The organism is Halomonas litopenaei (assembly GCF_003045775.1).
GTDB classification, from domain to species: domain Bacteria; phylum Pseudomonadota; class Gammaproteobacteria; order Pseudomonadales; family Halomonadaceae; genus Halomonas; species Halomonas litopenaei.
Genome location: NZ_PXNS01000006.1, coordinates 41,963 through 65,729 on the forward strand (window position 1 = coordinate 41,963; position 23,767 = coordinate 65,729).

General features: G+C 65.2%; 20 protein-coding genes. 12 read left to right on the forward strand and 8 right to left on the reverse strand.

Annotated features, from left to right (window positions below; genetic code table 11):
* Positions 1 to 162: 162 nt before the first annotated feature.
* The 5 genes from C6W88_RS11715 to C6W88_RS11735 all read left to right on the forward strand — a co-directional run bounded on the left by C6W88_RS11715 (position 163) and on the right by C6W88_RS11735 (position 4,801).
* Entirely contained in the window at positions 163 to 834 is a 672-nt protein-coding gene (locus C6W88_RS11715) for a hypothetical protein (protein WP_181248645.1), read from the forward strand.
* A 202-nt stretch (positions 835 to 1,036) separates the two neighbouring features.
* A complete protein-coding gene (locus tag C6W88_RS11720; RefSeq protein ID WP_108132598.1) occupies positions 1,037 to 1,498 on the forward strand; it encodes a VOC family protein in 462 nt (153 codons plus the stop codon).
* Between the two features lie 172 nt (positions 1,499 to 1,670).
* The gene (locus C6W88_RS11725) at positions 1,671 to 3,344 is read left to right on the forward strand and encodes a carbon starvation CstA family protein (protein WP_108132599.1); all 1,674 of its coding nucleotides are present in this window, start codon (positions 1,671 to 1,673) and stop codon (positions 3,342 to 3,344) included.
* Positions 3,345 to 3,361: 17 nt separating this feature from the next.
* Entirely contained in the window at positions 3,362 to 3,628 is a 267-nt protein-coding gene (locus tag C6W88_RS11730; RefSeq protein ID WP_045993347.1) for a cory-CC-star protein, read from the forward strand.
* A 165-nt stretch (positions 3,629 to 3,793) separates the two neighbouring features.
* Positions 3,794 to 4,801, forward strand: a complete 1,008-nt coding sequence (locus tag C6W88_RS11735; RefSeq protein WP_108132600.1) for an ArsA family ATPase — start codon at positions 3,794 to 3,796, stop codon at positions 4,799 to 4,801.
* Between the two features lie 24 nt (positions 4,802 to 4,825).
* On the opposite strand, the gene C6W88_RS11740 is transcribed toward C6W88_RS11735, so the two are convergent.
* Positions 4,826 to 7,939: an efflux RND transporter permease subunit gene (locus C6W88_RS11740; RefSeq protein ID WP_108132601.1), complete on the reverse strand. Its 3,114-nt coding sequence runs from the start codon at positions 7,937 to 7,939 to the stop codon at positions 4,826 to 4,828.
* A complete protein-coding gene (locus C6W88_RS11745; RefSeq protein ID WP_045993319.1) occupies positions 7,939 to 9,063 on the reverse strand; it encodes an efflux RND transporter periplasmic adaptor subunit in 1,125 nt (374 codons plus the stop codon). Before C6W88_RS11745 ends, C6W88_RS11740 begins: the two co-directional genes overlap by 1 nt.
* A 435-nt stretch (positions 9,064 to 9,498) precedes the next feature.
* Here C6W88_RS11745 and C6W88_RS11750 point away from each other — a divergent pair, with 435 nt between their 5' ends.
* Positions 9,499 to 10,674 (forward strand): BaiN/RdsA family NAD(P)/FAD-dependent oxidoreductase, encoded by a 1,176-nt coding sequence (locus tag C6W88_RS11750; protein WP_108132602.1) that lies wholly within the window; start codon positions 9,499 to 9,501, stop codon positions 10,672 to 10,674.
* A gap of 18 nt (positions 10,675 to 10,692) precedes the next feature.
* Here the strand turns inward: C6W88_RS11750 and C6W88_RS11755 are convergent, their stop codons facing one another.
* A complete protein-coding gene (locus C6W88_RS11755; protein WP_108132603.1) occupies positions 10,693 to 11,595 on the reverse strand; it encodes a LysR family transcriptional regulator in 903 nt (300 codons plus the stop codon).
* A gap of 124 nt (positions 11,596 to 11,719) precedes the next feature.
* Here C6W88_RS11755 and C6W88_RS11760 point away from each other — a divergent pair, with 124 nt between their 5' ends.
* The 6 genes from C6W88_RS11760 to C6W88_RS11785 all read left to right on the forward strand — a co-directional run bounded on the left by C6W88_RS11760 (position 11,720) and on the right by C6W88_RS11785 (position 20,327).
* Positions 11,720 to 12,784, forward strand: a complete 1,065-nt coding sequence (locus C6W88_RS11760; RefSeq protein WP_045993316.1) for a tartrate dehydrogenase — start codon at positions 11,720 to 11,722, stop codon at positions 12,782 to 12,784.
* A 188-nt stretch (positions 12,785 to 12,972) separates the two neighbouring features.
* Entirely contained in the window at positions 12,973 to 13,950 is a 978-nt protein-coding gene (locus tag C6W88_RS11765) for a TAXI family TRAP transporter solute-binding subunit (RefSeq protein ID WP_045993315.1), read from the forward strand.
* A gap of 97 nt (positions 13,951 to 14,047) precedes the next feature.
* The gene (locus C6W88_RS11770) at positions 14,048 to 16,234 is read left to right on the forward strand and encodes a TRAP transporter permease (protein ID WP_181248644.1); all 2,187 of its coding nucleotides are present in this window, start codon (positions 14,048 to 14,050) and stop codon (positions 16,232 to 16,234) included.
* Positions 16,235 to 16,510: 276 nt separating this feature from the next.
* Complete coding sequence (locus C6W88_RS11775) at positions 16,511 to 17,074, forward strand: RNA polymerase sigma factor (protein ID WP_197037111.1); 564 nt, start codon at positions 16,511 to 16,513, stop codon at positions 17,072 to 17,074.
* Positions 17,075 to 17,280: 206 nt separating this feature from the next.
* Positions 17,281 to 19,239, forward strand: coding sequence for a vWA domain-containing protein (locus tag C6W88_RS11780; RefSeq protein ID WP_197037112.1), 1,959 nt, complete (start codon positions 17,281 to 17,283; stop codon positions 19,237 to 19,239).
* A 53-nt stretch (positions 19,240 to 19,292) separates the two neighbouring features.
* Positions 19,293 to 20,327: a CHAD domain-containing protein gene (locus C6W88_RS11785; RefSeq protein ID WP_052704386.1), complete on the forward strand. Its 1,035-nt coding sequence runs from the start codon at positions 19,293 to 19,295 to the stop codon at positions 20,325 to 20,327.
* A gap of 62 nt (positions 20,328 to 20,389) precedes the next feature.
* Here C6W88_RS11785 and C6W88_RS11790 read toward each other — a convergent pair whose 3' ends face one another.
* From C6W88_RS11790 to C6W88_RS11810, 5 genes are all read right to left on the reverse strand, one after another.
* Complete coding sequence (locus tag C6W88_RS11790; protein WP_045993312.1) at positions 20,390 to 21,124, reverse strand: ParA family protein; 735 nt, start codon at positions 21,122 to 21,124, stop codon at positions 20,390 to 20,392.
* Positions 21,125 to 21,359: 235 nt separating this feature from the next.
* Positions 21,360 to 21,659, reverse strand: a complete 300-nt coding sequence (locus C6W88_RS11795) for a YqjK-like family protein (RefSeq protein ID WP_045993311.1) — start codon at positions 21,657 to 21,659, stop codon at positions 21,360 to 21,362.
* 38 nt (positions 21,660 to 21,697) lie between these two features.
* Entirely contained in the window at positions 21,698 to 22,114 is a 417-nt protein-coding gene (locus C6W88_RS11800) for a phage holin family protein (RefSeq protein ID WP_045993310.1), read from the reverse strand.
* Positions 22,114 to 22,503, reverse strand: a complete 390-nt coding sequence (locus C6W88_RS11805; protein WP_045993309.1) for an ElaB/YgaM/YqjD family protein — start codon at positions 22,501 to 22,503, stop codon at positions 22,114 to 22,116. Before C6W88_RS11805 ends, C6W88_RS11800 begins: the two co-directional genes overlap by 1 nt.
* A gap of 136 nt (positions 22,504 to 22,639) precedes the next feature.
* Positions 22,640 to 23,764 (reverse strand): phospholipase A, encoded by a 1,125-nt coding sequence (locus C6W88_RS11810; protein ID WP_108132605.1) that lies wholly within the window; start codon positions 23,762 to 23,764, stop codon positions 22,640 to 22,642.
* Positions 23,765 to 23,767 lie beyond the last annotated feature (3 nt).

Here is a 23,767-nt window from a genome sequence, read left to right on the forward strand (position 1 = left end):
TTGCCGTCCTTGCACTCGGTCGTAAGGCCTGACGTAACGATAGCGACAACGACAGGTAGGCCCCGACCTTGCTTCGAACGTAGCGATAGATACAGGTGTGAACACAGCAATGTCGGCGCCATGACCAGACCAGGCATCATCATGCAAAGGAGGGTGGCGAACATGCAAGCGGATGGAGAGAAAGGCCAGACGGTGGGGTGGGCGAGCTGGGCCCTGGCCTTCGGCCTGGTGGGGGCACTGGGCTGGGTCGCGCCGGCCCATTCACAGCAAGCCCAGGCAGCCGACACGTCCTCCGGTCAGGCAACCGTCATCGAGTTGACCCAGGTCGGCTGTCAGTTCCTGGAAAGCGAGAACGGCACCGATCACGGCATTCACCCGCAGAGCAAGGCTGACTGCGAGGCCTTCAACGACGACACCGGTGAGGCGCGGCTGGCAGAGGCCAGGGTGCTGAAAGTGCCCGCCGGAGACTATGTGTTCCGGGTCAAGAACGAGGGCGTGCCCTATGACCTGGGTTTCTGGCTGCGTGGCGACGGCCTGCTCAACCGCGCTCGGCTACCCAGCGTATCCGGCGGTGGCCTCGGCACCGGCCAGACCGGGGATTTCGCCGTCAGCCTGGAACCCGGTGAATACGTCTACTCCTGCCCACTGAATCCAACCCTGGACTATAAGCTGGTTGTCGAAGGCCAAGGATACAGCGGAAGGCTGGCGCGAAAAGTGCCGGTGCTCGCCGACCTTCCGAAGAAAGCCCGAGGCTTGTCTGAAAGGTGCCTGCGATTGTCGACGGCGGGTGCGAGGCGAGGCGAGGCCAGGTCAAATCTAGTCAGGCTAGACTAGACCCCGGTCAGTGCGCGCGTGCCTCAGACCCATAGGATCGCGACACCTGACGATCGCCTACGCATCCGACGAAAAAGCTTAACCACCTTGATACCCGCTGTGTCGTTTCGACACGGCGGGTTTTTTGTATCTCCAGCATCAGAGTTTTCCCGTCTAGGCTCTCAGCAATAGCTGTCGTACGCCAAAGCGTCAGGAGGGCCAGATGGCAAAGGTCGAACCCCGCGCGCCCAAGCCGCGTATCGGAATGATCACCCTCGGTGTTCACTCGCTCGAACGGGCCATCGACTTCTATCAACAGGGGCTTGGCTGGCCTCGCCTGGAAGACAGCGCCCCCAGGATCGCCTTCTTTTCGCTGCAGGGTACCTGGCTTGCCTTGTACGGCTGGCACGATCTGGCCGATGACCTGATGGTCAACGCCGGTGGCGAGGGCTTTCGCGGCGTGACCCTGGCCTACATGGCCGAGGACCCCGAAGAAGTGGACGCGGTGCTGCTCCAGGCCCGGCGAGCGGGCGGGAACCTGCTCAAGCCTGGGCAGAAGGCCTTCTGGGGCGGCTACTCCGGCTACTTTGCCGACCCTGACGGGCACCTCTGGGAGGTGGCCCACAATCCCTTCTTCTGGCCTGGGCCGGGCGAACCCCAGGCCAGATCCAGCAACGATAGTTGATCTCGGTCCACATTCTGGCGGATATCCAGGATGCTGTTTTTCCAATAAAAACAAAGCTGTTAAGCAGGGGGTAAGACGTCGAGGAGAGCCTGGTGGCTACGGGTGCTGTGCTTTCAGGAAGGGACCCTCGACGCAAGGCCGTTACCAATAACCTGCCGCAAGGGAGTCGCTCATGAGTGCAGTCATCGTGTTGGTCCTAGGGTTGGCCGCCATGGCCCTCGGGTACTTCATCTACTCGAAGTTCATCGCCGAGAAGGTGTTGAAGCTGTCCAGGGACTTCGTCACCCCCGCCCACGAGTTCGAAGATGGCGTCGACTTCGTGCCGACCAACCGCTACGTGCTGTGGGGCCACCACTTCACCTCGGTGGCCGGAGCGGCACCCATCGTCGGCCCGGCCATCGCGGTCATCTGGGGCTGGGTACCGGCCTTCTTGTGGGTCATCTTCGGCACCATCTTCTTCGCCGGGGTCCATGACGCCGGCGCGATCTGGGCCAGCGTGCGCAACAAGGCCAAGTCGGTGGGCGCGCTCACCGGGGAAGTGGTCGGCACCCGTGCCCGCAGCATCTTCATGATCGTGATCTTCCTGCTGCTGCTGATGGTCAACGCGGTCTTTGCCGTGGTCATCGCCGGCCTGATGATGAAGTTCCCCTCGGCGGTCATCCCGGTGTGGGGCGCCATCCTGGTGGCGCTGGTCATCGGTCAGTTGATCTATCGCCGGATCATCGGCCTCGGCCTGGTGTCGGTGATCGGTGTGGTGGCGCTCTACGCGCTGATCGGCATCGGACCGGCGGTGCCGATCCAGATGCCCACCGAGGTCGGCGTGCTGTCCGGTCAGGCGGTGTGGATCCTCCTGCTGTTCGGCTATGCCGCCATCGCCTCGCTGCTGCCGGTGTGGATGCTGCTGCAGCCGCGCGACTACATCAACGGCCTGCAGCTGTTCATCGGCCTGATCATCCTTTACGGCGCCCTGGCGCTGTTGAACCCGGACATCGTGGCGCCTGGCTTCAACAGCGATGTACCCGAGGGCACGCCGTCGCTGTTCCCGCTGTTGTTCGTGACCATCGCCTGCGGCGCGATTTCCGGCTTCCATGGTCTGGTGTCTTCCGGCACCACCTCCAAGCAGCTGGATCGCGAGACCGACGTGCGCTTCGTCGGCTACTTCGGCGCGGTGGGCGAGGGCATGCTGGCGCTGGGGTCGATCCTGGCGGCCACCGCTGGCTTCGCCACCCTCGGCGACTGGCAGGCCATGTACGATGCCTTCGGCAAGGGCGGGGTCAACGCCTTCGTCGAGGGCGGTGCCTTCATCATCCACAACGGCATCGGTCTGCCCCAGGCCACCGCCGCGACCCTGCTCACGGTGATGGCGGCACTGTTTGCCGGCACCACCATGGATACCGGCCTGCGCCTGCAGCGCTACATCTTCCAGGAGTGGGGTGAGATCTACGACCAGCCGTGGATGAAGAAGCCGGCGGTGGCGACCCTGCTGGCGGTGCTGTCGTGCCTGGTGCTGGCCTTCGGCGCTGGGGCAGACGGTTCCGGTGGCCTGATCATCTGGCCGCTGTTCGGCACCACCAACCAGCTGCTGGCCGGCCTGACCCTGCTGGTGGTCACGGTGATGCTGATGCGCAACCATCGCCCGGTCTATTACACCCTGATTCCCCTGGTGTTCCTGCTGATCGTCACGGTGCTGGCGCTGCTGGCCCAGCTCAAGAGCTTCTTCGTCGCAGGCAACTACTTCCTGCTGGCGCTCGATATTGTGGTGCTGATCGCCTCGGTGCTGGTGGCGATGGAGTGCGCCTCGGCGCTCAAGCGGCTACGCCATGAGGTGCGCGGGGAGGCGCCGTGAGCGATCACGACGAGGGTCTGGCCAAGTGGCGTCGCTGGTTGTCGTCGGCGCGCCACTTCGCCGAGGAGTCCTACTCGGCGCCGTATCGCGGTGCCATTGCCCGCGCCCGGCGCGACGAGGACGACCTGTTCATGCTGCTGGTGTTCTCGGAGCTGATGGGCATGCCCAATCCGGTGGGCTACTACACCCTGGAGCTTCAGCCACTGTTGATGGAACGGTTCCATGACTGGCACCAGCGCATGGGCATGGAGCGCTCACCGCTGGATGACTTCCGCTGCTGCTGAACCGGCGGCGGAGGACCATCACGCCCCCCTTTAGCAACCTTCGCCGGGACCGAGCGTGCGCTGGACAGGGGGTAACGCTGTACCGGGCTGACAAGGGCAGGGCTGACAAGGGCAGGGCTGACAAGGGCTGGGGTGACAAGGGACCAGAATGGACAAGGGAAGACCATGAAGGAACTGCTGGATCGTCGCCGACTGTGGGTCGGCGGCAAGGGCGGCGTCGGCAAGACCTCGATGTCGGCGGCGCTGGGTGTGCTGGCGGCACGCCGAGGCAAGCGGGTGCTGGTGGCCTCCACCGACCCCGCCCATAGCCTGGGCGACGTCTTTGCCAGTGAACTCGGGGATACCCCGCGGCGGCTATTGCCCGGGCTGGACGCCATGGAGATCGATCCTGATCGCGAGGTCGAGGCGCATCTGGCGCGGGTGACCGCCCAGATGCGGCGCTATGCGGCGCCTGCCATGATGGACGAGCTGGAACGTCAGATGCGCCTGTCGCGGCAGTCGCCGGGGACCCAGGAGGCGGCGCTGCTGGAGCGGCTGTCGCGGCTGATGACCGATGACAGCCTGCCCTACGATCTGGTGCTGTTCGACACCGCGCCCACCGGTCATACCCTGCGCTTGTTGAGCTTGCCCGAGGCCATGGCCGCCTGGACCGACGGCTTGCTCGCCCACAGCCGCAAGTCCGAGCATCTGGGCAAGGTGCTGGCCCATCTGACGCCTGGCTCTCGGCGCGACGTGACCTCGCCGTTCGAGTCGGACGACGAGGCGGCGTCCCCGGACCAGGACCCGCGCACCCGGGATATCGCCGAGACCCTGCTGGCGCGACGGCGGCTGTTTCATCAGGCCCGCCGGCGCATCCAGGACGCAAGTCACAATGGCTTCCTGTTCGTGCTGACACCGGAGCGTCTGCCGATCCTCGAGACCGCCCGTGCCGTGGCGTCGCTGGAGGAGGCGGGGATTCCCGTTGCCGCCACCCTGGTCAACCGCGTACTGCCGGTAGAGGCGGACGGCGACTTTCTTGCCGCCCGTCGCCTGCAGGAAGAGACATATCTTGCGCGTATCGACACGACCTTCGCCCATCTGCCGCGTCCGCGGGTGCCCTGGCTCGCCACCGACGTCCAGGGTGTCCCGGCGCTGGAGACCCTGGCCGACTGCCTGGAGAACGCAGGTTTTTAGAACGCTGGTTTCCAGGACAACGGTTCAGTGGGCGTCCGGCGACTGTTCCATCTCTCGCTCCAGCTTGCGCGCCACGTCGCCGGGCGAGCCGGTGCGCCGTGCCATCAGATCGTAGGCCACCGGTACCACGAACAGCGTAAAGAAGGTGGCGGCGGCGACGCCGGTGAAGATCACGGTGCCGATGACGATGCGCGTCTCGGCGCCGGCGCCGCTGGACAGGATCAAGGGCACGCTGCCGGCGATGGTGGTGACCGAGGTCATCACGATGGGACGCAGGCGGGTCATGGCCGCACGCATCAGCGCCTCGCGGAACTCGGTGCCTTCGTCCCTGAGCTGGTTGGCGAACTCGACGATCAGGATGCCGTTCTTGGCGGCGAGTCCCACCAGCATGACCAGGCCCACCTGGCTATAGATATTCAGCGACTGACCGGTCAGCCACAGGCCGAGCAGGGCGCCGCCGATGGCCAGGGGCACCGTCAGCATGATCACCAGCGGATGGACGAAGCTCTCGAACTGGGCCGCCAGCACCAGGAATACCACCAGGGTGCCGAGTACCAGCAGGAAGGTGGTGGCGCCGGTGGACTCGCGATAGTCCCGGGCCGCGCCCTTGACGTCGGTCTGCACGCCCGCCGGCAACACCTCACTGACGGCGTTCTCGAGGTAGTCCAGCGCCTCGCCCATGGAGTAGCCGTCGGCCAGGTCGGCCTGCACGGTGATCGCCCGCAGGCGGTTGTAGCGGTTGAGCTGGCTGGGCCCGGCGAAGGCCTCGACGGTGACCAGGCTAGACAGCGGGATCAGCTCACCGGTGCGGCCCGAGCGCACCCGTACGTTGTCCAGGGAGCTCGGCGTAGGGGTGGAGCCACGCTCGCCCTCGAGGATGACGTCGTATTCTTCGCCCTGGTCGGTGAAGCGGGTCACGGTGCGGCCCCCCAGCAGCGTCTCCAGGGTGCGGCCGATCTCGCTGACGGTGACGCCGAGATCCGCGGCGCGGGTGTAGTCGATATTGACGTTGAGCTGGGGCTGGTTTTCCTCGTAGTCGCTCTCGAGGTTCAACAGTCTCGGATTGGTCTGGCGAATATGGTCCATCAGGGCGTCGCGCCAGGTCACCAGCTGCTCGTAGCTGCCCCCGCCAAGCACGAACTGCACGCCCTGTTCGGTGCCGCCGCCGAAGCCCTGGCGCATCACCGGGAAGGCGCGGATGCCGGGCAGGTCGGCCAGTGACTGGCGCACCTCGTTCATGATCGGCCAGGCGGGTCGACGCTCGGCCCAGTCCGACAGGCCGACGATGGCGAAACCGGAGTTGAAGTTCTCGGTGTTGCCGCGCCCCTGGGGAGCGATGATCAGCACCCGTTCGACCTCGCCGGTCTCGCGCAGGGGCAACAGCCGTGCCTCGACCTCGTCCATGTAGTCCTCCATATAGGAGAAGGTGGCGCCGGGCGGGCCGCTGATGATGACGAAGAAGGTGCCGCGGTCTTCCCGCGGGGTGTACTCGGCCGGCAGCTGGGGATACAGCCAGGCGATCCCGGCCAGCATCGCCACAAAGCAGGCTACCACCAGCCAGCGCGCCTTGAGCACGACCTCCAGGCAAGCCCGGTAGACGCCCTGGGCCCAGTTCAGCCCCTGGTCGACCCAGTGGGCCAGGCGCCCCTCGTGAAGGCTTGGCGACAGGATCTTGGAGGCCATCATCGGGGTCAGGGTCAGCGCCAGCAGGGTGGAGATGGCCACCGCCGCCGACAGGGTCAGGGCAAACTCGGTGAACAGCTTGCCGACGTCGCCCTGAATAAAGCTCAGGGGCACGAACACCGCGATCAGCACAAGGCTGGTGGCAATAACCGCAAAGGCCAGCTGGCGGGCACCGCGGAAGGCCGCCACCAGCGGCGTCTCGCCGTACAGGTGCATGCGTCGATGGATGTTTTCAAGCACCACGATGGCGTCGTCCACCACCAGGCCGATGGCCAGCACCAGCGCCAGCAGGGTCAGCAGGTTGATGGTGAAGCCCATGGCAGCCAGGGCGGCGAAGGTGCCGATCAGGGTGACCGGTACGGTGACCGCTGGCACCAGGGTGGTGCGCAGGTTACCGAGGAACACGAAGATTGCCACCACGACCAGGCCGATGGCGATCAACAGGGTGCTGACCACCTCGCGGATGGCGCCGGAGACGAAGGTGGAGGCGTCGTAGTTGAGTGACAGGCTCATGCCGTCCGGCAGGCGAGGGGACAGCCGTTGCATTTCGGCGCGCACCGCCTTGGACAGCGCCATGACGTTGGCGGTGGACTGCTTGACCATGCCAAGGCCCACCACCGTCTGGCCGTTGCCGCGAAACAGCGAGCGCTCCTCCACGGTGCCGAGTTCCACCCGGGCCACGTCGGCCAGCCGCACCAGATAGCCGCCTTCGCCGCGATCGAGCACCAGGGCGCGGAAGTCCTCGGGGGTCGAGAAGCTTCGTGGCAGGCGCACCATGAACTGGCGATCCTGTGACTCCACCGCACCGCCGGGCAGCTCGACGTTTTCAGCCCGGAGCGCGGACTCCACGTCGCTGACGGTCAGCCCGCGGGCGGCCAGGGCGTCATTGTCGAGCCACACCCGCATGGCGTATTCCTTGGCGCCGCCGACGAACACCCCGGAAACGCCTTCCTGCACCGAGAAGCTGTCCACCAGGTAGCGCTCGGCGTAGTCGGTCAGCTCCGCCGTGGTATAGCCCTCGCCGGACAGCATCAGCCACATCACCACCTCGGAGCTGGTGTCCTCCTTGCGCACCTCCGGCGGGTCGGCCTCGTCCGGCAGATTGTCGGCGGCGCCGGAAATACGGTCGCGCATGTCATTGGCGGCGGCGTCGATGTCGGTGGACAGGCTGAACTCGACGTTGATATTGGAGCTGCCGTCGGTGGAGGTGGAGGAGATCACCTCGATGCCGGCGATGCCGGCGATGCGCTCTTCCAGTACCTGGGTGATACGGGTCTCGACCACGTCGGCGGACGCCCCGGGGTAAGCGGTGCGGATGCTGACGATGGGCGGATCGATGGTCGGGTATTCCTGCAGCGGCAGACGGGTCAGCGCCAGCAGGCCGAAGGCGACGATCAGGGCGGCGAGCACGGTTGCCAGCACCGGGCGCTGGACGGAAACGTCGGACAGGCGCATCAGGTGTCGTCTCCCTGGCGCTGCTCGAGCAGGATGTCGCTGACGCTGGTGGTCTCGTCCTCGATGCCGATCAGCGTGATCCGGGAGGCTTCATGCAGGCGGTCATTGCCGTGGGTGACCACCAGCTCGCCGGCCTCGAGTCCCTTGACGACTTCCACGTCGCCTTCGCGTCGCGAGCCTACCTCGATATCCCGGCGGACCACCTCACCGGCCTCGGTCGACGTCGGCTCACGCGTGGTCAGCACCCAGACCCGCTGGCGCTGGCCTTCCGGGACCAGCGCGGACTCGGGAATCACCAGCGCCTGACGCGGGCTTCTGGCGATGGTCACCCGCATCAGCATGCCGGGACGCAGCAGCCTCTCTTCGTTGTCGAGCAGGGCGCGCACCGAGATGCTGCGGCTGATCGGGTCGATGCGCGAGTCGATGGTGGCGATCTCTCCCTCGAACACCCGGTCCGGGTAGGCCGCGGTGGTGGCGGTAAGCGTGAGCCCCCGTGACAGCGAACCGAGCTGGACCTCGGGCACGTCGAAGTCGAGCTTCATGTGGGAGACGTCGTCCAGGGTGGTCAGCTCGGTGCCCGGGGTGACCAGGGTGCCGACGCTGATATCGCGTACCCCGACCACGCCGTCGAAGGGCGCCTTGACCCGGTAGTTCTCGAGCATCGCCTCGAGCCCGGCGATGGTCGCGTCCACCTGCTGAAGCTGGGCACGACTGTCCTCAACGTCGGCGCGGGGCGCCAGATTGCGGCTTTCGAGTTGGGCGAAGCGATTGACCGCGTTCTGTCGCTCGGTGCGCAGTGCCTGGGCCTCGCGCAGGGCGGCGCGTTCCTCGATGTCGGACAGCTCCACCAGCACATCGCCTTGGCTGACCTCTTCCCCGCCCTCGAAGTTGAGCGCCGAGACGGTGTCGGTCACCGTGGCCGACAGGGTCACGCTCTCGTTGGCCGATAGCGTCCCCAGCGACTCCAGCGGATCGGACCAGGCCTCCTGGGTCACCTCGGCGGCGATCACCGGGGTGGGGGGAGGCCCCTGGGTGCCGGCACCGCGCTGCTGCGCCAGGCTGGGCGACACCACACCCGCCAGCACCGGGGCCAACACCAGAGCCAGGGCCAGGCGAACCCCCATCCTCCCTGGTCTCGACGTGCGATGCGATAGGGTCCTGGGGCAACGAACTGACGGCATGGCAAGCTTCCTGCGTTGGGCATTCTACGGTGGACGGCGCTCGAGGCGTGGCCGACGCACAGCGTAAACGATCGGATACGATGGTCGTACACAAGTGTCCGAGGATAGCGACAGCATGCCTGAGACATGGCCTCGCTGGCTTGAGCAAGGTGCGGGTTGCACAATCTTTTCGCAAGTCGTTCGCCGAGTAACAACAGGCCGTTGCATGCCACGGTGTTTCAGGGCGAATCGAGTGGACGGCTCTGCTAGTATGGCGGGCTTTTGTTGCGCCAAGGGTTTCGGCAGCGCGCTTGCACATGGCGACCAGCCCAGGGTGAGGCGCTGCCGACGAGGGCGCCAGGGCGTGATGCGAACAACGGGCGGTGAGGGGAATGATCCATGAAGGTTGACGTGGTAGTGATTGGTGCCGGAGCCGCCGGTCTGATGTGTGCGCTGACGGCGGGCTACGCCGGACGCTCGGTGCTGGTGATCGATCACGCCAACAAGCCGGGCAAGAAGATCCTGATGTCCGGCGGCGGGCGCTGCAACTTCACCAATATGGCGACGACCCCGGCCAACTTCTTCTCCGCCAATCCCCACTTCTGCATCTCGGCGCTCAAGCGCTATCGCCCGGAGCACTTCGTCGAGCTGGTCGAACGCCACGGCCTCGAGTACGTCGAGAAGGCGCCGGGACAGTTGTTCTGCGCCGACTCCGCCAAGGACCTGCTCCAGGTGCTGCTGACCGAATGCGACTGGGCCGGCGTCGAGCTACGCCTGAAGACCAGTGTCGAGCGCATCGAACGCCAGGGCGAGAGCATGCGCCTGGCCACCTCCGCCGGGCGCATCGATGCCGGTGCAGTGGTCGTCGCCACCGGTGGGCTGTCGATCCCCAGCATGGGCGCCACCGGCTTTGGCTACGATATCGCCCGTCAGTTCGGCCTGGAGGTCACCGATACCCGGGCGGCGCTGGTGCCCTTTACCCTCACTTCGCAGTGGAAGGAGCGGGCGGCGGCGCTTGCCGGGGTGTCCACCGACGTCGTCGCCCGCTGTCGCGGGGGCGAGTATCGTGAACCCTTGCTGTTTACCCATCGTGGGCTGTCCGGTCCCGCCATGCTGCAGATCTCCAGCTACTGGCAGCCCGGCGACGACCTCGAGATCGACCTGATGCCCGGCAAGGACGCCTTCGAGGCGCTGTGTCAGGCCCGCCGCGATACCCCCAAGCGTCGCCTGTCCACCTGGCTGTCCGAGCACTCCCCCAAGCGCCTGGCGCAGTCCCTGGTGGAGTGGCAAGGCGATGACGGCGTACTCGCCGAGCGCTCCAACGCAAGCCTTGCGGCCTGGGCGGACTTCCTCAACCGCTTTCGCATCAAGCCCTCCGGCACCGAAGGCTGGCGCACCGCCGAGGTGACCATGGGCGGCGTCTGCGTCGACGCCATCTCGTCGAAGACCTTCGAAGTCCAGGGCCTGCCCCAGCTTCGCTTTATCGGCGAGGTGCTCGATGTCACCGGCGAACTCGGCGGCTACAACTTCCAGTGGGCCTGGGCGTCGGCCGTGGCCTGCGGCCAGTCGGTGTAGACGCTTCGTCCCCCCTGCCTACTCGTGCGACGGCAAGGCCTCCATCTCGCTGACCAGGTGGTCGATGAAGCGGCGGATGCGGATCGGCAGGTGATCGGCGTAGGGGTAGACCGCGTAAATGTCGGCGTTGGGTAGCTGGTAGTCCGGCAGCACCCGTACCAGGCGTCCCTGCTCCAGATGTTCGTGCACGTCCCACTCGGCGCGCACGGCGATGCCGTGGCCGCGAATGGCCCAGGTCAGCACGCTCTCGCCGTCGTTGGCCGACAGGTTGCCACGGACCTTGACCTGATGGTGACGCTCTCCCCGGGTGAAGCGCCAGTTGCCGTAGGTGTCCTCGTTCTGTCTGAGCACGATGCAGTTGTGTTCGCTCAATGCTTCCGGGGTGTCGGGATGCCCGTGTTTCTTCAGATATTCGGGTGATGCACAAAGCAGACGTCGGTGGGAGGCGATCTTTCTGGCATGCAGTCCCGAGTCGGGAAGGGTGCCGAATCGGATACCGATATCGAAGGCATTTGCCACCAGATTAAGCGGGTGATCCGAGAGGTGAAGCTGACAGTCGATATCGGGGAATTGTTCGACGAAAGATGCGACGAAAGGAGCAATATGACGTCGACCGAATCCGAAGGGGGCGTTGATTCTTATCTGTCCCGAGGCTTCGTCGGCGTTCACCTTTAGTGCATGGTGAAGCGCCTCCATGTCGGCCAGCATGCGCTTCGCGTAGCGCAACATGACGACCCCGTCCGGGGTCAGACTCATAGCTCTCGGGGTGCGGTAAAAAAGCTGGGTGTCCAGGGATTTTTCCAGATTTGCCAAGCGCTTGCTGGCAGCAGCCGGGGTGATGTCGAGATCCTTTGCGGTGCGCGACAGGCTGCCCGCTTCACACAGGATGACAAAGAATTCGAGGTCGGCAAGCGATTTCATGGTTAACCCAGGCGTCATGGTAGCTTCAACCGCCAGTCTATTGCCGCCAATTGTCCCTGTCACCTAGCCTTCGTGAACCCGGCAAGACCTCCGGTTTACAGAATCTTCAGTGAGGTGACAGCAGATGAGAACGCATAAGGTGGCGGTGATTCCCGGTGACGGTATCGGCCTTGAGGTCATCGAGGCAGGCAAGCAGGTCATCGAGGCGCTGGCCAAGAAGAGCGGCGACTTCAACTTCGAATTCGAGGACTTCGACTGGAGCTCGAAGCGCTATCTGGAACAGGGCGAGTACATCCCCGAGGGTGGCCTCGCGAAGCTCGCGAAGTTCGACGCCATCTACTTTGGCGCCGTGGGCAGCCAGGACGTGCCCGACCACGTGTCGCTGTGGGATCTGCGCCTGGCCATCTGCCAGGGCTTCGATCAGTACGCCAATGTGCGCCCGGCGCGGGTGCTGCCGGGCGTGAAGAGTCGTCTCGAGGGCGCCGACAAGATCGACTGGGTGATCATCCGCGAGAACAGCGAGGGTGAATACTCCGGCAACGGCGGGCGCGTGCACCAGGGGCTGCCCGACGAGATCGGCACCGAGCTTTCCATCTTCTCGCGCAAGGGCATCGAGCGGATCCATCGCTTTGCCTTCGAGATGGCCCAGAGCCGCCCGCGCAAGAAGCTGACCCTGGTGACCAAGTCCAACGCCCAGCGTCACGGCATGGTGCTGTGGGACGAGGTGTTCTTCGAGGTGGCCAAGGACTTCCCCGAGGTCGAGATCGATCGTGAGCTGGTCGATGCGGTGACCACCCGCATGGTGCTCAAGCCCGAGACCCTGGATGTGGTGGTCGCCACCAACCTGCACGCCGACATCCTCTCGGATCTTGCGGCAGCGCTTTCCGGCAGCCTGGGTATTGCGCCTACCGCCAACCTCAACCCCGAGCGCAGCTTCCCCTCCATGTTCGAGCCGATCCATGGCTCTGCCTTCGATATCGCGGGCCAGGGGATCGCCAATCCGGTGGGCTCGTTCTGGACCGCGGCGATGATGCTCGAATACCTCGGCGAGAACACCGCCGCCGAGCGCCTGATGGCAGCCATCGAGCGCCTGACCGAGTCCGGCATGCAGACCAAGGACCTGGGCGGCGACGCCATGACCCGCGACGTGACGGCGGCCATCTGCGCCGACATCGAGGCCCAGGGCTGAGTCTGAGATCCCCGTCGTTTCCTGCCCCCTGCGGGCAGGAGGCGATGACCTTGTCCCCGTCGGATGGCATCGATGCCGAAACACCGACGCGGGATTCGGGGAGGCTCGGCTTTCGAGCAGAGACTCCCCGCTCCACGAGCCCATCGAGAGGCTTGGCAGTAACAATCACAACGCCAAGGAGCAACGCCATGAAATCCCAAACCCTTCTTTTCAGTGCAGTGATCGCCGCGGTGGCGGCGAGTCCGAGCATGGCCGCCGACGACCAGAGTGACTGGCCCCAGAGTGTCACCATCGGCACCGGTAGCCAGGGCGCCACCTACTACATCTACGGCAGCGGCTGGGGCAACCTGGTCGGTGAGCGCACCGGCATCTCGTTCGGCGCCGAGGTCACCGGTGGCCCGGTACAGAACGTCACCATGGTGCAGATGGGCGAGCACGAGTTCGGCATGGTCACCATGGGACCGGCCTACCAGGCCTGGCAGGGCAACAGCAAGCTGGCTCCGGGGGTCGAGCACACCGACGTGCGCGCAGTCTTCCCGATGTACCAGACGGCGCTGCAGGTGATCGCGCTCGAGGACTCGGGCATCGACTCCATCGATGACCTCGACGGCAAGACCGTCGGTATCGGGCCGGCCGGTGGTACCGGCGATCTGTATTTCCCGCAGATCTTCGACAAGCTCGGGATCGAGGCAGATACCCGCAACGGCGGCGCTGCCGACCAGGCCGGTCAGGTCCAGGATGGCCTGCTCGATGCGTTCGCCTTCGCCTCGGGGATTCCGGTATCGGCGTTCAGTCAGCTGGAAGCCCAGGCCGACGTCAACATCTTCTCGTTCTCGCCGGAGGAGAGTGAGCAGTTCCTCGAGGACTTCCCGGCACTCAGCGCCTCGTCGATCCCGGCCAGCGCCTATCAGTCGCTGGACGAGCCGACACCGGCGGTGTCGATCTGGAACTTCGCCATCACCCACAAGGACATGCCGGAGGGACTGGTCTACGAGGTCACCAAGGCCGTGATGGAAGAGCATGAGCGCATGCTCAAGGTCCATGGCTCGGCCAAGGAGACGCTGCCGGAAAACTTCTCCCAGAACAGCTTCATGCCCTGGCATCCGGGCGCCGTGCGCTGGTTCGAGGAGAACGGCTACGACATCCCGGACGATCTGGAAGGCTGAAGTGCTATGGCGCCGGCCGTCTGAGACGGTCGGCCCTTGAAGCTCGTGAGCCGGGGTCCGCCAGGGCCTCGGCCCTCGTGACCTGAGGTACAGCGAGATGACAACGACAAGACAACCGGAGCCCGCCGACGAGGTGGCTCCGCTTCAGACGGTGGTGGCGGATGGCGCCGACGAGCTGCCCCGTGCCCACAACGAGCGCGTCCTCGGCGGGCTGGTCGGCAGGACAGTGATGCTCGGCTGCGTGCTGTTTACCGCGATGCACCTCTACGCGCTGAATATCGCGCCGATCGAGACCTGGACCTTTCGCATTCTGCACATCGCCGGTGGACTGATGGTCGGCTTCGCCATCACCGCAGCGATGTCGGTGGACCCTGAAGGCGGGGCCGGCAAGGGCTCAAGGCCAGCAGGACTCGAACGCCTCGCTGCGCTGATCACGGCACTCGCCAGTGGCTACGCGGGCGCCTGCGCGCTGGCCCTGTGGGGGCTGAGTGAAGGCCCTGGTGTGGCGGTGACCAACTGGCTGCCGCTGCATCTGGCGGTGGCGCTGGCGATCGCCAGCGTGGCGGGGGTGGTATCGAGCTGGTGCTTTCCCAGTCGTGGTGATCGCATTCACTGGCCGGATCTGGCGCTGATGGTATCGGCGCTGGTGGTGGCGGCCTTTCTGATCTTCGTACTGGGACGCTGGCGCATGGCGGCGGGCACTCCGCTGGTGGGCACGCCTGAACTGCTGGTCTCGGCCAGTGGGGTGCTGTTGATCATGGAGCTGACCCGGCGTATCGCCGGTCTGGCGCTGATCGCCATCACCAGTGTCTTCCTGCTCTACGCCTTTGCCGGGCCCTACCTGCCGGGCATCCTCGAACATGACGGCTACACGGCCAAGCGCTTCTTCACCTACCTGTACACCGACAGCGGGGTGCTGGGGCCGACCACAGCGGTGTCGTCCACCTACATCATCCTGTTCATCACCTTCGCCGCCTTTCTGCAGGCCTCCAAGGTCGGGGACTACTTCGTCAACTTCGCCTTCGCCGTGGCCGGGCGTTCGCGCGGTGGCCCGGCCAAGGTGGCGGTATTCGCCTCGGGGCTGATGGGCATGATCAACGGCACCTCGGCGGGCAATGTGGTGGCCACCGGCTCGCTGACCATCCCGTTGATGAAGCGGGTGGGCTACCATCCGCTCAGCGCGGGCGGCATCGAAGCGGCAGCCTCCACCGGTGGCCAGATCGTGCCACCGATCATGGGCGCCGGCGCCTTTATCATGGCCGAGATCACCGGCATCCCCTATACCGAGATCGCCTTCGCCGCGCTGATTCCGGCGGCGCTGTACTTCCTCGCCATCTATCTGATGGTGGACCTGGAAGCCCGACGCGACGGCATGCAGGGTCTGCCCAAGGACCAGTTGCCGCTGGTCACCGAGATGCTCAAGCGGGTCTATCTGTTCCTGCCGATCATCATCCTGATCACCACCCTGTTCATGGGCTATTCGGTGATCCGTGCCGGCACCCTGGCGATGGCCAGCGCCGCCGTGGTGTCCTGGCTGACGCCGCACTGGATGGGGCCCAAGGCCTTGCTGCGGGCGCTGGAACTGGGGGCCCGAATGTCGGTGCCCTTGATCGCAGTGTGCGCCTGTGCCGGCATCATCGTCGGCGTGATCTCGCTGACCGGCGTCGGTGCGCGCTTTGCCTCCATGCTGCTGGGGCTGGCCGACACCAGCCACTTCCTGGCGCTGTTCTTCGCCATGTGCATCTCGATTCTGCTTGGCATGGGCATGCCGACCACGGCGGCCTACGCGGTGGCGGCGTCGGTGGTGGCGCCGGGGCTTCAGCAGATCGGTATCTCGCCGCTGGTGTCACACTTCTTCGTGTTCTACTACGCGGTTCTGTCCGCGATCACGCCACCAGTGGCGCTGGCCGGCTACGCGGCGGCGGCGATCTCCAACACCAATGCGCTGAAGACCGCGGCCACTTCGTTCAAGTTCGGCCTGGCGGCGTTCATCGTGCCCTTCATGTTCTTCTACAGCCCCGAGCTTCTGATGCAGGGGACCTGGTGGGCGATCCTGAGGGTGGCGATCACCGCCGGTATCGGCATCTATCTGCTGGCGGCGGCGCTTCAGGGCTATTTCCTGGCGGCTCCGGCGAATCTGCTCCAGCGTGTGGTGCTGGGGGCAGCCGCCCTGGCGATGATCTCCGGTGGCCTCGTCACCGACGTGATCGGCCTGGGACTGGGCGCGGCGATCTGGGGCGTGCAACGCTGGCGCCACAAGAGCGCCGGTACGTTGCCTTCCTGAGAAGCGCAAGGCAGCAAAGCCAGGACGCCGCGGTACCTGGCGTCCTGGACCTGAGCGCAAGCCCAGGTGGTAAATCGCGGGGAGGCGGCCTACGGGCCGCCTCTTTTTGTGCTACTACCGTTTGCAGACGTGGAGGCTTCCTGTTCAAGCGATGCCTGTTCGCCACTTTTTTTCTCAGCCGCCCAAGGAATCGGCTACCAGCGACGTCTTTACATGTAGATGCCCCCCTGTGGGCTGATGTGTATTTCCGAGAGCCCGACCGCGAGGAGCGGCCACTTGTCGATTCAAGAGCCCGAAACCCGGGCGCCAACGGATGTAGAACTGGTGAAGGGCGCCGCCGGAGGCGAGCGTGAGGCCTTCGCGTGCCTGCTGTCTCGCCACTACGACCGGCTTTATGCGCTGGCCTGGCGGCTGACCGGCAGCCGCGCCGAGGCCGAGGATCTGACCCAGGACATCTGTCTTGCGTTGCCCGACAAGCTAATCCGCTTCGATGGGCGCGCCGCCTTTACCACCTGGCTCTATCGGGTCGCGGTCAACGCCGCCCACGATCGCCGCCGGCAGCAGGCCACGCGGCGCAAGGCTGCCGAGGGCTGGGAGGCCTGGGAGCGTGGCCGACACCAGCGCAATCGACAGCGCGACGATGAACAGCGCTGGCTCGCCAGGGCGATGGCGACGCTATCGACTGACCTGCGTGACACCGTGGCGCTGTCCCTGGGCGAAGGCATGACCCAGGCGCAGGTGGCCGAGGTGCTGGAGGTTTCAGAAGGTACCGTGGCCTGGCGCATGAGCGAGGTGAAACGACAATTGAGCGCGCTGGCCCAGGCGGAGGAGGAAAGATGAGTGATGAGCTGAAGCGCCTCGAACGGGCCTTGTCATCGGCACCCGCGCCGGAGGCGGAGGTGAAGTCCGGGCATCTAAAGGCGGCGCTTGACCAGTTCGATCAACGTCAGGCCGCCGACCAAGAGTCCAGGGCCGAGCCACGTCTCTCGGGGGAAGGTCGCGACGACATCAGGTCGCGGCCGCGTTCACCCCGGAGGGATGCCAGCATGAACCGATCGCTTAGCCACAGCCCGTCACACCGTCGTCCATTGCATCGTCGACCATCAGTGGCTGCCGCCGCCTCGCTGGCGGCGTTGTCACTGGGGATTTACCTGCTGTGGCCCCAGGCCCAGGACTTCGACGCCATGACAGGGCCCGAGCCGAGCCAGGATGCCGAGATGGCCGTCTCGCCACCTCGAACTGCCAGCAAGCCCGAGTCTGCCCCTGAGTCGACCGAGGGCGAACGTCTGGCGATTGTGGCGAGCAAGACAGGACCGGTGGCAGACCAGATGGCCGGTGACATGCCCCTTGATACGGCCGTCGTGACGGCTGTCGAGACGGAAAGCAAGTCTGCGGGGCAGGTCACTCAGTTGGCCGAGGCTCCCAGGCTCTCTGTGTCGCGACCTCCCGGGCTCTCTTCTTCACCATCGACGTCGTTCTCTTCTTCACCATCGACGTCGCTTTCTCCTTCGACATCGATGGAGATGCGCGGCCTGATGCCGAGTCAGGAGGTCGCACGGATAGCGCCCTTGCCGAGCCCGGGACCTTCGGTCCAGATGCCCACCGCCTCCTCGGAAGCCTATCCCGAGTTCGACGCCTCGAGTGTCAGGGTGACCGCCGAGACGCCGGTGTCGACCTTCTCGGTGGACGTGGACACGGCAAGCTACGCGGTGGTGCGTTCTTCGCTGATGCAGGGGCAGTTGCCGCCGCCCCAGGCGGTGCGTATCGAGGAGATGATCAACTACTTCGGCTACGACTACCCCCAGCCGGACGCCGAGGCCTTTCGCCCGATGGTCGATGTCTTTGCCTCGCCGTGGAATCCCGAGCGTCAGCTGGTGCGCGTGGCGCTGCAGGGCAGGGCGGCCACGCCTGGCCCCCGCTCCCCGGTCAACCTGGTGCTGCTGATCGACACCTCCGGCTCGATGCGCTCGCCAGACAAGCTGCCCTTGCTCAAGCGCTCCATGGCGCTGTTGCTGGGTGAGCTGAATGACGACGACGAGGTCGCCATCGTCACCTACGCCGGCAGCGCCGGGGTGGCACTGGCACCGACTGAGGCATCGAACACAGAGGAGATCATGCAAGCGCTCGAGAGCCTGGCGCCCAGCGGTGGTACCGCCGGCGAAGCCGGCCTGAGCCAGGCCTATCGGCTGGCGGGGCAGATGAACGGCGAGGACGAGACGACCCGGGTGCTGCTGGCCACCGACGGCGATTTCAATCTGGGGCTGAGTGATCCCGAGGCGTTAGAGCGCTTTATCGCCGACCGGCGTGAGGGCGGCGTGTATCTGTCGGTGCTGGGCTTTGGCCGAGGTAATCTCGACGACGCCGTGATGCAGTCGCTGGCCCAGCATGGCAACGGCCAGGCCGCCTATATCGACAGTCTGGCCGAGGCGCAGAAGGTGCTGGTGGACCAACTGGCGGCGTCGCTCGAGCCCATCGCCAACGACGTCAAGGTGCAGGTCGAATTCAATCCGGCGCGGGTGCAGGAGTACCGCTTGATCGGCTACGAGACCCGCGCGCTCAGGCGAGAGGACTTCCGCAACGACCGCGTCGATGCCGGCGATATCGGCGCGGGTCATCAGGTGACGGCGCTCTACGAGATTGCCCCGGTGGGCTCGAGCGCTGCCCTGACCCGGCCATCCCGCTATCAGCAGGGACAGCAAGTGACGGGGGGCCAGCATGACGAGCTGGGGCATGTGGCGTTGCGCTACAAGGTGCCGGGGGAGTCGCAAAGCCGCCTGATCGAGACGCCGATCTCGCAAGGCGTGACGACAGCCGACAGCGAGGCGTCCTTCGCCGCCGCCATCGCAGGCTTCGGCCAGCTGCTGGGTGACGATCGCTACCTGGGCGACTGGGGTTGGGATGAGGCTATCGCGCTGGCAGAGGCCAGCAAGGGCAAGGACCGCTACGGCTATCGCGCCGAGGCGGTACGCCTGATGCGCCTGGCCGGCGGACTGTCGGATCGCTGAGTTTCTGCGCTACGCTTGAATGCATCATCTATTTCTTGTTCAGGAGAGAGTGTATGGCCAAGGCGCTGGGACAACGGCGGCTGGGGACGGTGCTTGAAGCGGTCATCCTTGAGATGCTCGATGACGCTCGTCAGGCCTATCCGCGCATCCAGGACCCCGAGGACAGCGAAGGGCTGCACGACTTTCGGGTGGCCTTGAGGCGCCTGCGCAGCACCATTAAGGAGTTTGGCGATCAGCCGGGGTTTGCGATCGACAAGGCGCTGTTGCGCCAGTTGACGGCGCTGGCGCGAGCCACCAACGACGCTCGCGACGGTGAGGTGATGCTGGCCTGGCTCGATAGCGTGGCCGAGTCGACGGGAGCGCCGGAGCGGGGTGCCATCGGCTGGTGGCGGGAACGCCTGGCGGCTCAGGTGGAACAGGAGTACGCCTCCATCGACGCCAGTGTGGCGGGGTTTCCGCTGCTCGACACCCGCCTGCGCGAGGCTGCCGGCAAGGCCGCTCTCAAGGACAAGGGCAAAGACAAGGACAGCAAGAAGAAGGACAAGAACAAGGACAAGAAAAAAGGCAGCAACAAGGCCGGCAAGGAGCCTCGGTTTGGTGACGCCTCGGCCCAGGTGCTGGCCCGGCTTGGTGAGGGCTGGCTTGAGGAACTCGCCGCGGTAAAAGGGCGCGAGGAAGAAGAGACGCTGCACCGGCCGCGTATCACCGGCAAGCGACTGCGCTATCTGCTGCGTCCCTGGCGGGAACAGGGCGAGGTCTTCGCCGAGCTCGAGGAAGAGCTGAAGACCTTTCAGGATGCCTTTGGCGATCTCCACGACGACCTGGTGAGGGGCGACGTGCTGACCACGGCGGCGCTCTTGCACACCGAGGAAGAAACCCTGGATCGTCTGGAGGCAGCACTCGAGCAGGCCTCACCCAGGGCCACCGCGCCTCGCCACCTGCGCGGTTTCATGCTGCTGCATGCGCATCACGAGGCGCAGACAGAGCAGAACCTCAAACGGGTGCAGGCGCTATGTCGCAAGCCGCGCCTGGAGCGTCTCGAGGCCAGGATCAATGAGGCCGTGACACTGATGAAGGCTCCGCAATAGCGCTGAAAAAGACCCAGGGCGGCCCTGAGGGCGCGCCCGAGAACAAGCCTCGGGCCGTTCAATCAGGCCAGGCGCTGTTCGATCTCCTTCCACAGGCTGGTGTAGGCGCGGCACGCTGGGGTATAGGGGGCAAAGTGGCGTACTGGGGCGCGCTCAAGCCCCATGCGCTCGACCGCACTGGCCGCCGGGATGACGCTGGACAGCCGCAGCGGCCAGCGCTTGCCGAAGCTTTCCATCACCTCGCGATGCATGGTGCGGCGCCGATCGGCCAGGGTGATGAAGGGCCACAGCGGGCAGACCAGATCCTGGTCGTCGAGGAAGGTCTCGAGTTGCTCCAGGGTGCGTAGCGAAAGGGTGGAAGGCACCACCGGCACCAGCAGGGCGTCGACGCTGGTGAACATGTTCTCTGACATGTGGGACAGCGTCGGTGGGCAGTCCAGGATGACCAGATCGTACTCGTCGCGTACCTTGCCGAGGATCTGACGCAGATGACTGGAGCCATGATGCTCGAGCAGCTGGTCCATCTCGCGGGAGTCCAGCGAGGCCGGCAGCACATCGAGGCCATCCACGTTGGTCGAGCGGATGACCTTGTTGAAGGCCGCCTTGCCTTTCACCAGCTTCTCGACGCCACCGCGGATCTTGGGCTTGATCTTCAGATAGAACGTCGTTGCCGCCTGGGGATCTAGGTCCCACAGCAGCACCCTGTGGCCACAGGCGGCGGCTTCGCAGGCTAGATTGACCGCCGACGCCGTCTTGCCCACGCCCCCCTTGATGCTGTAAAGCGACAACATCCGCATCGCAATTCGCCCCGTGAATTTGATGAACTAGAACAACGACTTTAGCACAGCTTTGTGCAGTGAATGGCGTTGTTCGCCAGGGGATATTGACGTTGTTTTGTATACGGTCTTGGTAGTCGCTGCAACAACAACCTTTCTTGGCTGAAGGTTGGGGCGCTGAAGGTCTGGGCGCAGAGGGGCTGGGCGCAGAGGGGCTGGGTGCTGTAGGGCCGGACAGTGAGGGGGCGGTGTCCTGTCAGCGCTTGACCAGGCGCCTGACGCGCTGGATGGCGAGGCCGGTCACCACCAGCTTGCGACCCCAGCGAGCCAGTCGGCCGGGGTGGCGCAGCACGGGAATCAGCGCCGTGCCGGCGGCAAGCAGGGCCGGCGTGCGATAGCGACTGAGGGCCTGCCAGCCGGCGTCGATGCGCTCTCCGGCAAGATGGAAACGGCGCGAGGCCAGCAGGATGTCCAGCCGCTGCTGTTCGATGGTGGCCTCGAGTTCGGCCTTGCGCTCGGCGCGAGAGGGGCTCGCACGGCGGTCATCGCGGCTCATGGCATTGCTCCCTGACGTGTCGGCAGAAAGATGGCGGCTCATCGACGATGTGGCTCATCGACGTCCGGCCGCATCGATTCTTCGGCAAGCTCTCGATCCAGTGCCAGGTGCTTCAAGGTGCTGACCAGCAGCGTGCGACGGCGTGCCAGGCGCATTGCCGCCAGGGCCAGCCCGACGCCTCCTGCCAGAAGCACCGCCGCGCATACGGCGATGGCGGTCAGCCGGAAGGAGTTCCAGAACAGCACCACGACGAAGGCCGTCAGGGTGGCGATGCCGAGCATCAGCAACACCATGCTCAGCCCCAGCAATAGGGCTAGGGTTACCAGTCGAGCGCGTTCTTCCTCGAGTTCTAGAACGGCGAGACGCAGGCGCGTCTCGCCGGTGGCGATCAGGGTCGAGAGGACCCGCTTGCCCGCCCCGAATAGCCGTTGTGCCGGTCCTTGGCTGTCTGCCATCAGCGCCGCCCGATCAGCATACCGACGATGCAGCCGACGGCAGCACCGATGCCGATGCTCTTCCAGGGGTTGTCGTGGACGTAGCGATCACAGGCATCGACCTGGTCGGTGACGCTGTCGCGGGTCTGACGGTAGACGCGCTCTCCAGTGGCTTCGAGGCGAGCACGGGTGTCCTTCAGTCGCGCCTCTGCCTTGCTGCGCCATTCCTTGACGGTCTCGCTGGAGTCGTCGGCGGTGGCGCTCAGCAGGTCCTCGAGGGTGCTCGACAGCTGCTTGAGGTCGTCCCTGAGTTGCTCGGTGGAGGCGCTGGAGCTGCTGGTGTCCGCGTCGCTTGCAGCGCTCTTGGCGTTGGACTTGCTGGCGGTGGTGCTGGAGCTTCGTGTAGCCATCGTGTCTTCCTTTGACGCAGGTGGATTAACGGTACCAAAGATGAATCTTTACCCGTTCATGCTCGCATCAGAATAGCAGTCACGGCAATGGCCGGCGGCCGACTGTGCAAAGAAGCACAATTGGCCGCCGCCGGCATCACGGATTGAAGCCGCCCGCCGAGAACAGCGGGTTCATGCTGAAGCCGATACCCAGGCGATTGACGCGCTCGTCGTAGTCGATAAGGCTCTCGCCGTAGCCATAGTAGTACTGCACGTGCCCACGCACCTTGCCGAACAGCGGCCAGGAGTAGTCGAGCTGGGTGCCGTAGTTGCCTTCGTCGGGGTTGCCGCGCATCAGCAGGCTGGCTTCGTGGGTGTCGAACATCTGCCGGGCCACGGTGACGTCGGCATAACCCACGTAGTCCTCGATGTCGGGGTTGTCGTCATCACTATCGTCTTCCGGGATGCGCCAGAACGGCGAGACTGCCAGCGCCCACTCGTCGTTGATCCAGGAAGTGGTGCCGATGACCCGGTTCCAGCTGCGTGACAGCGGGTCCGAGCGGCCATTGGACTGGTGATTGAGCGAGATGCGGTTGTTGACGTTGGTCCAGCCCCACAGGGTGGTGTCGTTCTGGAAGTCGATGAAGAACTCAGGCTCGTAGTTGGTCTCGCGAAACGGCGAGGACTCGTCGCTGTTGTAGGCCTGCCACCAGCTCTTCTGGGTGTAGGCGAAGTAGAGGTCGGCGTTGTCGAACAGCACGTCCTCGGCGATGTTGAACTTGGCACTGAACTGAAACTTGAGTTCGGTGTTGTCCATGTCAGCATCGTCTTCACCGGCACGAAAGGCGCCGGAATTCGGGTTGGTGTTGTAGCTGATCGGCAGGATGTAGTTGCGCCGGTGGGTGGTGATCGAGAACGGGTTGCTCTCGGACTCCTGCTCTAGCTGACGACGCTCCTCGACGGTCTCCTCGATGGGCTTGCCCGAGGCACGTGCAACGATCTCCTCGGAGGCGGGCAGACCGGTGGTGTCGGGGGCTTCGGCGTTGACCGTCGATGAAGTACCGGCGCTACTGACGGCCACGGCTTGTGCACCCTCGCGCTGGGCCTCGTCATCGTCGAGTTCATTTTCCAGCTTGGCGAGCTCAGCCTTCAGGGCCTCGATACGCGCCTCCTTGGCCGCGCGCTCGGCGTCGGTCAGGCCGCCGTCGGCGACGGCCTGTCCACTGATGGCAAGCGCCAGCAGGGAAGGGAACAGGGAGGAACGGACGGCGGGGCGGGTCATAGG

Coding starts and splice junctions, on each gene's coding strand:
- C6W88_RS11725 (WP_108132599.1), top strand. CDS start 1,671: ATGAGTGCAGTCATCGTGTTGGTCCTAGGGTTGGCCGCCATGGCCCTC.
- C6W88_RS11790 (WP_045993312.1), bottom strand. CDS start 21,124: ATGCGGATGTTGTCGCTTTACAGCATCAAGGGGGGCGTGGGCAAGACG.
- C6W88_RS11750 (WP_108132602.1), top strand. CDS start 9,499: ATGAAGGTTGACGTGGTAGTGATTGGTGCCGGAGCCGCCGGTCTGATG.
- C6W88_RS11715 (WP_181248645.1), top strand. CDS start 163: ATGCAAGCGGATGGAGAGAAAGGCCAGACGGTGGGGTGGGCGAGCTGG.
- C6W88_RS11765 (WP_045993315.1), top strand. CDS start 12,973: ATGAAATCCCAAACCCTTCTTTTCAGTGCAGTGATCGCCGCGGTGGCG.
- C6W88_RS11755 (WP_108132603.1), bottom strand. CDS start 11,595: ATGAAATCGCTTGCCGACCTCGAATTCTTTGTCATCCTGTGTGAAGCG.
- C6W88_RS11760 (WP_045993316.1), top strand. CDS start 11,720: ATGAGAACGCATAAGGTGGCGGTGATTCCCGGTGACGGTATCGGCCTT.
- C6W88_RS11795 (WP_045993311.1), bottom strand. CDS start 21,659: ATGAGCCGCGATGACCGCCGTGCGAGCCCCTCTCGCGCCGAGCGCAAG.
- C6W88_RS11805 (WP_045993309.1), bottom strand. CDS start 22,503: ATGGCTACACGAAGCTCCAGCACCACCGCCAGCAAGTCCAACGCCAAG.
- C6W88_RS11800 (WP_045993310.1), bottom strand. CDS start 22,114: ATGGCAGACAGCCAAGGACCGGCACAACGGCTATTCGGGGCGGGCAAG.
- C6W88_RS11785 (WP_052704386.1), top strand. CDS start 19,293: ATGGCCAAGGCGCTGGGACAACGGCGGCTGGGGACGGTGCTTGAAGCG.
- C6W88_RS11770 (WP_181248644.1), top strand. CDS start 14,048: ATGACAACGACAAGACAACCGGAGCCCGCCGACGAGGTGGCTCCGCTT.
- C6W88_RS11780 (WP_197037112.1), top strand. CDS start 17,281: ATGAACCGATCGCTTAGCCACAGCCCGTCACACCGTCGTCCATTGCAT.
- C6W88_RS11740 (WP_108132601.1), bottom strand. CDS start 7,939: ATGCGCCTGTCCGACGTTTCCGTCCAGCGCCCGGTGCTGGCAACCGTG.
- C6W88_RS11745 (WP_045993319.1), bottom strand. CDS start 9,063: ATGGGGGTTCGCCTGGCCCTGGCTCTGGTGTTGGCCCCGGTGCTGGCG.
- C6W88_RS11720 (WP_108132598.1), top strand. CDS start 1,037: ATGGCAAAGGTCGAACCCCGCGCGCCCAAGCCGCGTATCGGAATGATC.
- C6W88_RS11810 (WP_108132605.1), bottom strand. CDS start 23,764: ATGACCCGCCCCGCCGTCCGTTCCTCCCTGTTCCCTTCCCTGCTGGCG.
- C6W88_RS11735 (WP_108132600.1), top strand. CDS start 3,794: ATGAAGGAACTGCTGGATCGTCGCCGACTGTGGGTCGGCGGCAAGGGC.